The following is a 6,838-nucleotide window of genomic DNA, read 5'->3' as shown; positions in this document are numbered from 1 at the left end:
GTAAGCGTCGTCTGAGTACCGTCTGGTCCCGAATCCAGGATCCTGTAACTTAAGCACCCACTTATTTTGCAGGTGGACACCTCATGCGCGCTAAAGAAAGACTTCCCCGGAAACACTATTCCCCTGAATTCAAAATGGAACTGGTCAGGCTGGCTCTTGAAGAAGAAGGCAGTATTGCCGCACTGGCCCGGAAACATGACGTCAATGATAACCTGCTCTTTAAATGGATAAGGCTCTGGCAGCGTGAAGGGCGGGTCTGTCGGCCCCGAAAAAACTCATCGTCGCTTCCTGCCCTGATACCCGTGCAGCTTCAGGCGGGCTCTTCTCTCCCAACCTTCGAACTACCATCCTGCTCTCCTCCCGCTACCTGCCACATAAAATGTCGGGGAGGAGAAATAACACTGACTCATCCCTCTGCTGAACTCATGAGCACTGTCCTGCGCGAACTGATGCGGGGGCCGGTATGATAAATCTTCCCGCAGGCACAAAAATCTGGCTGGTTGCCGGTATCACCGATATGCGCAACGGCTTCAATGGCCTCGCCGCAAAGGTGCAGACCGCGCTGAAAGATGACCCGATGTCCGGCCACGTCTTCATCTTCCGGGGACGCAGCGGCAGTCAGGTAAAACTGCTCTGGTCCACCGGCGATGGTCTGTGCCTGCTGACAAAGCGACTGGAACGTGGTCGCTTCGCCTGGCCCTCAGCCCGCGATGGCAAAGTGTTCCTGACGCCGGCGCAACTGGCGATGCTGATGGAAGGTATCGACTGGCGACAGCCAAAGCGGTTACTGACATCCCTGACCATGTTGTAGCGCTCTTTATCCTGGTTGTCGCAGAATAAGCCTGGTAAAATACAGGATTATGAACGATACCTCTTCTGACGACATCCTTCTGCTGAAACAGCGCCTGGCCGAACAGGAAGCGTTGATCCACGCCCTGCAGGAAAAGCTGAGCAACCGGGAACGCGAAATAGACCATCTGCAGGCGCAACTGGATAAGCTGCGCCGGATGAACTTCGGCAGTCGTTCCGAAAAGGTATCTCGCCGTATCGCGCAAATGGAAGCTGACCTGAACCTGCTGCAGCAGGAAAGCGATACGCTGACCGGCCGGGTGGATGACCCGGCAGTGCAGCGCCCGCTGCGTCAGACCCGCACCCGCAAACCGTTCCCTGAGTCACTCCCACGGGATGAGAAGCGGCTGCTGCCGACTGAGCCGTGTTGCCCGGAGTGCGGTGGTTCGCTGAGTTACCTGGGTGAGGATGCCGCCGAACAGCTGGAGCTGATGCGCAGCGCCTTCCGGGTTATCCGGACAGTCCGTGAAAAGCATGCCTGCCGTCGGTGCGATCGCATCGTTCAGGCCCCGGCTCCTTCGCGCCCCATCGAACGGGGGATCGCCGGACCGGGGCTGCTGGCCCGAGTGCTGACCTCAAAGTATGCAGAGCACACACCGCTGTATCGCCAGTCGGAGATCTATGCCCGCCAGGGTGTAGTGTTGAGTCGTTCTGTACTGTCGGGCTGGGTGGATGCGTGTTGTCGTCTGCTGGCACCGCTGGATGAAGCCCTTCAGCACTATGTCCTGACCGACGGCAAACTCCATGCTGACGATACGCCTGTCCCGGTGCTGTTGCCGGGCAATAAGAAGACGAAGACCGGGCGCTTATGGACGTACGTTCGAGACGACCGCAACGCCGGATCAGCGCTGGCCCCCGCAGTGTGGTTCGCTTACAGCCCGGACAGAAAAGGTATCCACCCTCAGACCCATCTTGCAGGCTTCAGTGGCGTACTGCAGGCTGATGCCTACGCCGGGTTCAACGAGCTCTACCGCGACGGCCATATAAAGGAAGCCGCGTGCTGGGCCCATGCCCGCCGAAAAATCCACGATGTTCACGTCCGTACCCCGTCAGCCCTGACGGAGGAGGCGCTGAAACGGATCGGCGAGCTGTATGCCATCGAGTCGGAGCTCAGAGGTAAAAGAGCAGAGGAACGGCAGGCAGTCCGGCACCAAAAAGTGCTGCCGCTGCTGGCGTCACTGGAGGGGTGGCTGCGGGAGAAACAGAAAACCCTCTCAAGGCACTCAGAACTGGCGAAGGCGTTCGGGTATGCGCTGAACCAGTGGCCGGCGCTGACCCGCTATGCAGAAGATGGCTGGGTGGAGGTGGATAATAACATTGCCGAAAACGCCCTACGACTGGTCAGTCTGGGGAGAAAAAACTGGCTGTTCTTCGGCTCGGATCATGGTGGTGAGCGCGGTGCGTCACTGTACAGTCTTATCGGGACGTGCAAATTAAACGGCGTGGATCCGGAACGCTATCTGCATCATGTACTTGATGTCATCGCCGACTGGCCTGTGAACCGGGTGGGTGCTCTGCTCCCGTGGCGGGTTACTCTGCCTGCCTGACCAGCTTCACTTCGTCAATACGGTTCTCACTGCACGCTTACGCCGTAAATAATAATCCTATGCGCTTCACTGATCGCAGTGGTGGTGTGTCCCGCAGGAGAGTTATTCTGCATTTTCCTGAGCAGATAGCACCGGAAGAACGCGATCCGCAGCTGAAAGATAAAATTGCACGAGAACTGGCTGTGATTGTTCGCCAGCTCATGCAGCGTTTCAGCGATCCGATGAGCGCCAGAACATTGCTTCAGTCGCAGCAGAATTCTGATGAGGCTCTCACCATCAAGCGTGATGCTGATCCAGCATTTGATTTTTGTGGCTATCTTGAGGCATTACCTGACACCAACGGCATGTTTATGGGGAACGCCAATATTGTCCCACGCCAGCCACGTACCTACCTTTACCATGCCTACCTCGTATACATGGAGGCTAATGGATATAAAAACACCCTGAGTCTTACGATGTTTGGCAAAGGGTTGCCAGTCATGCTGAAGGAGTACGGGCTACATTATGAGAAACGGCGAACTAATCAGGGAATGCAGACTAACCTCACTTTAAAAGAGGAAAGTAATGCAGACTGGCTACCCAAGTGCGATGAGCCAACAATCAAATAATTACAACTAACCCGGCTGATGCCGGGTTTTATTTTTGCTGGCACAAGAATGTAGAGTTATCTGTTCACTCTTCACCGTACAGTTAACTTCTATTTCCTTGATTTTGAATGGTAAAAATCCAAAGTGAACAGTGTGAACAATTTATTGAAAAAAGAGTTTTTTTGAATATAGAAGACCTATTTAGCGTGATTTTTTTAAAGTTCAATAAGTATTGCACCCCGCTATTGGTATACGCTTAGGTATACAAACAAAAACAACTTAAATAAATAACCAATTAAAACATAGATATAACATACAAATTCAGACTCCGCCAGCCCCCAATCATGATTGGACAGTGATAGGACATCGCTAGCAATAACAGGAAGTTAGCAGTCTCAGCAAGACACCGACCAGACGGTGAGGGGACAAAAAAGGATACGCAAAGGAGCCGCGGCTCCCGAGTGACAAAAAAGCCCGCTGATGCGGGCTTTTTTGTCACTCATTAGCTCAAGGCCGAATTCTTGCCTCGATAACTTTTTGATAAAGTGTGATTGCTTCATCAACCAGAGCCAATGGATAGCAAGTGTTGATATTAATCCCTGAAGGACATTTAATCTTCTCGGCACCAGTTTCGCTACGTAGTTTCTCACACCACTGCCAGATCTCCTCGACAGAGTATCCCTCAAGCTCAAGTTCTAACAGACGTTGCGGAACACTCCTGAATTTTGATAAATCCCTTAAACTTTCTAACGAGTTAACTTTTAGTTCAACCTGGTTTACCCGGCTCTCGAGTTCTTCGCGCCTTTCAATCTCCATCACTAAAGCTTGAACTGTTTGCTGAAGACTATTTGCGAAAGCACTCAGTTCCGAACGTTCCTGCTTAGGAGGGGGCGGATAAACCCCAAACTCGCGAATTGAGGGCAGAACACTATGAAAGAGCCAACGTTGGAATTTTTTCCCTGCTGCCGTCGTATCTTGAGCAAGGACCCTGTATAAACCTGGCTCAGTGAGGAAAGTTTCAGAAATTGTCTCGCCATCTACAATAAGAGGGACGTTTCTGAATTCATCTGGATCTAGCGTCTTAATTACTGCTTTAAGAACAGTGATAAGACTTTGGGATGTTTTACCATCAAGCTTTCTGTTTTCTGCTGAAAGAGTCTTCAAAACGTCCGAGAGTGAAACAAAAAGTTGTCCTTTTTCGTTCATACTACGAATGTAATTTTCGCCACACTCCCCTTCGTAGCAAAGTTGTAACAAGTTTTTTTGCACGCTACCCCCTCCTTAGTTTTTTTGATTATACCGTCGGCAGCAAAATTGTCATGGGTATAGTAATAAGTCACATTTTCCTACAAAACTGAAAAATCGTACACTTAGGATGAATTCCCCCTAACTCCGAGCTGTTCAAAAAATAATCACATCCACATCACCAACCTCTCCGTTCTTCTTCCCCGGAACTGCTATAAACACAATGCTTGGTTCTGAAAGATGGTGGTTGAGAGTGAACTATATGCAGACACAAAAACCAACGCACATACAATATATAGTTATTTTGGGTTAAGCATTGCACTTGGAGAAAAAAATTTGTAAATTAAGTGCACACGTTGAGCTTAAAAATTTCTACAGATTTTGTTGATTTTGAGTTTGGCTTTCAGTATAAAGTAAGCAGGACTTGTAGGAGGCACAACATGGTAACTAGCTTTGGTAAAGCTCTCAGAAAACTGAGAATAGACCGGGGTATGGTACTCAAGAATATGGCTGATATGTTGGGGGTGAGCTCAGCTTACTTGTCAGCCATTGAATTAGGTAAGCGAGCCATACCTGACTCATTAGTAAATTCAGTAGCTGCTGTATTCGGATTAAGTGGTCAAGAAGCCAGCGACCTTAGGAAACAGGCTGAGATTTCTCAACCATCGCTGAAAGTCGATATGTCCGATGCAGAGGATCAGAATAAAGAATTGATGCTTGTCTTTGCCCGTAAGTTCAAAGATCTGAGTCCTGAACAGCTTGATAAACTCAACAAAATGTTAAAGGACTAGATGATGACTATTGCGAAACGAGAACTTGGCCATCGCGTTTCACCTCTCAGCAATGACATGATTAAATCTTATGCGCAGCGTTTGAGGGATGTTCTTCAGATATCGAATCATACATATCTGAGACTGGATGTATTGCTAGAAGGTCTTATGGCCTCAGAAAGCATCGACCTTGAAATTGTGGAAGATCACGAGTTGCCTAAACGGTACGCAGTGACTTACCCAGACAAAAACAAGATTGTTTTGCAGCAGTCTGTTTATGATGCCCTCTGTAGTGGAGAAAATCATGCTCGATTTACTGTTGCACACGAAATTGGTCATCTGATTATGCACCGCAATCAAGGAGCATACGCTCGCAGTAAGAGCAATGGTGGACACAAAATTTATGAGGACAGTGAGTGGCAAGCAGATGTCTTTGCCAGCCATTTCCTTATAGATGCAAGATTAGTCTCTCCAGCGATGAATGCTGAGGACGTTAGCATAACATTCGGGGTTAGCTTGCAGGCAGCTGAAACGTGGATGAGAAAAAATGTTAAAAGATAACGAAAAAGCCAGCGAACCGCTGTCGCTGGCTTCTCCTATCGTAAGCGAATACGAAAAACTTGGCGGTTGTGAGTATACGCTTACCTTAGGTTTTGTCAACAGCGAAACTTTAAAGGTACCTATACATGAGTATTACAAACGCCAGTAACGAAGAGTATATCACTATTTATCGCCCTTTTATTACTGTAAAGGGTAAGCGAATCTTCGCTCATCAGAAAGGTCTTTCAGCCTTTCCGATCAAGATTCCAGTTTCTAAGTATCGTGGTTAATCTTCACTAAGCAAAGGCCCTGGTTTCCCCCCGGGCCTTTTTTATTATATAGACGACAATCATCAAACTCTGCATTCCTAGCATCATTAATGATGTAGGTGATCACCCCAAATACTGTAGAAGTCACATTGTAGTCACCCGTTGAGTCTGGTATCTCTTCGCGCTTACCGTTCTCCAAGTTCACCAGGTGAGGTCTTGGGTGCAGGCGGAAGCGTTTTATCTTTAGATCACCATCTATCCTACAGATGAGCAGAGAACCATCGCAAGGTAACAGGGAGCTATCTACCACTAACAAGGCACCATTTATGATGCCTTCTCTCCAGTATGTCTGCCCTGCTCTCATGAAGTATGTAGCTGATGGATGCTCAATAAATTTCTCGTCTAGCGATATGTGGCGCTCAACGTAGTCCGCTGTCGGAGAAGGGAAGCCCATAGTTACCTCTATCTACTATTGACACTGGATAAAAACACAGTATATATACTGTATATCCAACCAGTAAAAGGAGAAGGTAAAATGTTTGTCGAGCTGGTTTATGACAAGAGAAACGTTGCAGGGTTGCCAGGTGCAAGTAACATCATTCTGGCAGAACTGACAAAGCGGGTGCACCGGATTTTTCCCGATGCCGAGGTGAAGGTAAAGCCAATGCAGGCCAATGCTTTAAACAGCGACTGCACAAAAACAGAGAAAGAAAGGCTGAACCGCATGCTTGAGGAAATGTTCGAAGAATCTGACATGTGGCTGGTGAGCGAGTGAACTATGGACAGCTTGATCATATCGGGGATCAGAATTTATTTCCCTAAACCCGGCGAGCGTCTCCCCATCCCACCGGATAACATGCGCAACTTTGCCATCAAGGGTACCGTAGGTGAACGTTGCTGCATCCTGGCATTCCTGCGGAAAAGTTGGCAAGTTCTCTCGCTTCCTGAATACGAGCATACAGGAGCGGCCATTATGGAAGCCGTGAGACAAGGGAAACGAGGTTGGATGTAATCCACTGCTGCTAATCATA

At 48.8% G+C, this 6,838-nt stretch carries 8 protein-coding genes and 2 pseudogenes; 8 read left to right on the top strand and 2 right to left on the bottom strand.

Annotated features, from left to right (window positions below; translation table 11 throughout):
- The first annotated feature begins 83 nt into the window (after positions 1–83).
- The 4 genes and pseudogenes from tnpA to OGW13_RS05560 all read left to right on the top strand — a co-directional run.
- A complete protein-coding gene (tnpA, locus tag OGW13_RS25680) occupies positions 84–467 on the top strand; it encodes an IS66-like element accessory protein TnpA (protein ID WP_001201739.1) in 384 nt (127 codons plus the stop codon).
- Positions 464–811 (top strand): IS66 family insertion sequence element accessory protein TnpB, encoded by a 348-nt coding sequence (gene tnpB / locus OGW13_RS05570; RefSeq protein WP_000609174.1) that lies wholly within the window; start codon positions 464–466, stop codon positions 809–811. Before tnpA ends, tnpB begins: the two co-directional genes overlap by 4 nt.
- Positions 812–860: 49 nt before the next feature.
- Positions 861–2,396, top strand: coding sequence for an IS66 family transposase (gene tnpC / locus OGW13_RS05565; RefSeq protein WP_001000406.1), 1,536 nt, complete (start codon positions 861–863; stop codon positions 2,394–2,396).
- A gap of 41 nt (positions 2,397–2,437) precedes the next feature.
- Positions 2,438–3,004 (top strand): annotated as a pseudogene (locus OGW13_RS05560) (primase-like DNA-binding domain-containing protein); the annotation flags it as partial.
- A 486-nt stretch (positions 3,005–3,490) separates the two neighbouring features.
- Here OGW13_RS05560 and OGW13_RS05555 read toward each other — a convergent pair.
- Positions 3,491–4,252, bottom strand: a complete 762-nt coding sequence (locus OGW13_RS05555; RefSeq protein ID WP_020899111.1) for a BRO-N domain-containing protein — start codon at positions 4,250–4,252, stop codon at positions 3,491–3,493.
- Positions 4,253–4,668: 416 nt separating this feature from the next.
- Between OGW13_RS05555 and OGW13_RS05550 the strand changes: the two genes are divergently transcribed.
- From OGW13_RS05550 to OGW13_RS05540, 3 genes are read left to right on the top strand one after another with little or no spacing between them, the layout of a single operon-like run.
- Positions 4,669–5,019, top strand: a complete 351-nt coding sequence (locus OGW13_RS05550; protein ID WP_058107919.1) for a helix-turn-helix domain-containing protein — start codon at positions 4,669–4,671, stop codon at positions 5,017–5,019.
- Positions 5,020–5,559 carry an ImmA/IrrE family metallo-endopeptidase gene (locus OGW13_RS05545; RefSeq protein WP_233608987.1) on the top strand — a complete coding sequence of 180 codons (540 nt, stop codon included), beginning with the start codon at positions 5,020–5,022 and terminating at the stop codon, positions 5,557–5,559.
- Positions 5,546–5,707, top strand: a complete 162-nt coding sequence (locus tag OGW13_RS05540; RefSeq protein WP_164972480.1) for a hypothetical protein — start codon at positions 5,546–5,548, stop codon at positions 5,705–5,707. Before OGW13_RS05545 ends, OGW13_RS05540 begins: the two co-directional genes overlap by 14 nt.
- Before the next feature lie 176 nt (positions 5,708–5,883).
- On the opposite strand, the pseudogene OGW13_RS05535 reads toward OGW13_RS05540, so the two are convergent.
- A pseudogene (locus tag OGW13_RS05535) lies at positions 5,884–6,261 on the bottom strand (HumD family translesion DNA polymerase); the annotation flags it as partial.
- Positions 6,262–6,342: 81 nt separating this feature from the next.
- On the opposite strand from OGW13_RS05535, the gene OGW13_RS05530 reads away from it, so the two are divergent.
- Complete coding sequence (locus tag OGW13_RS05530) at positions 6,343–6,582, top strand: DinI family protein (protein WP_044266554.1); 240 nt, start codon at positions 6,343–6,345, stop codon at positions 6,580–6,582.
- Positions 6,583–6,838: the final 256 nt, after the last annotated feature.

The sequence above is a fragment of the Citrobacter sp. Ca225 genome (assembly GCF_030337175.1).
Taxonomy (GTDB): Bacteria; Pseudomonadota; Gammaproteobacteria; order Enterobacterales; family Enterobacteriaceae; genus Citrobacter_A; species Citrobacter_A amalonaticus.
This window is presented reverse-complemented; position numbering and strand designations above follow the sequence as displayed.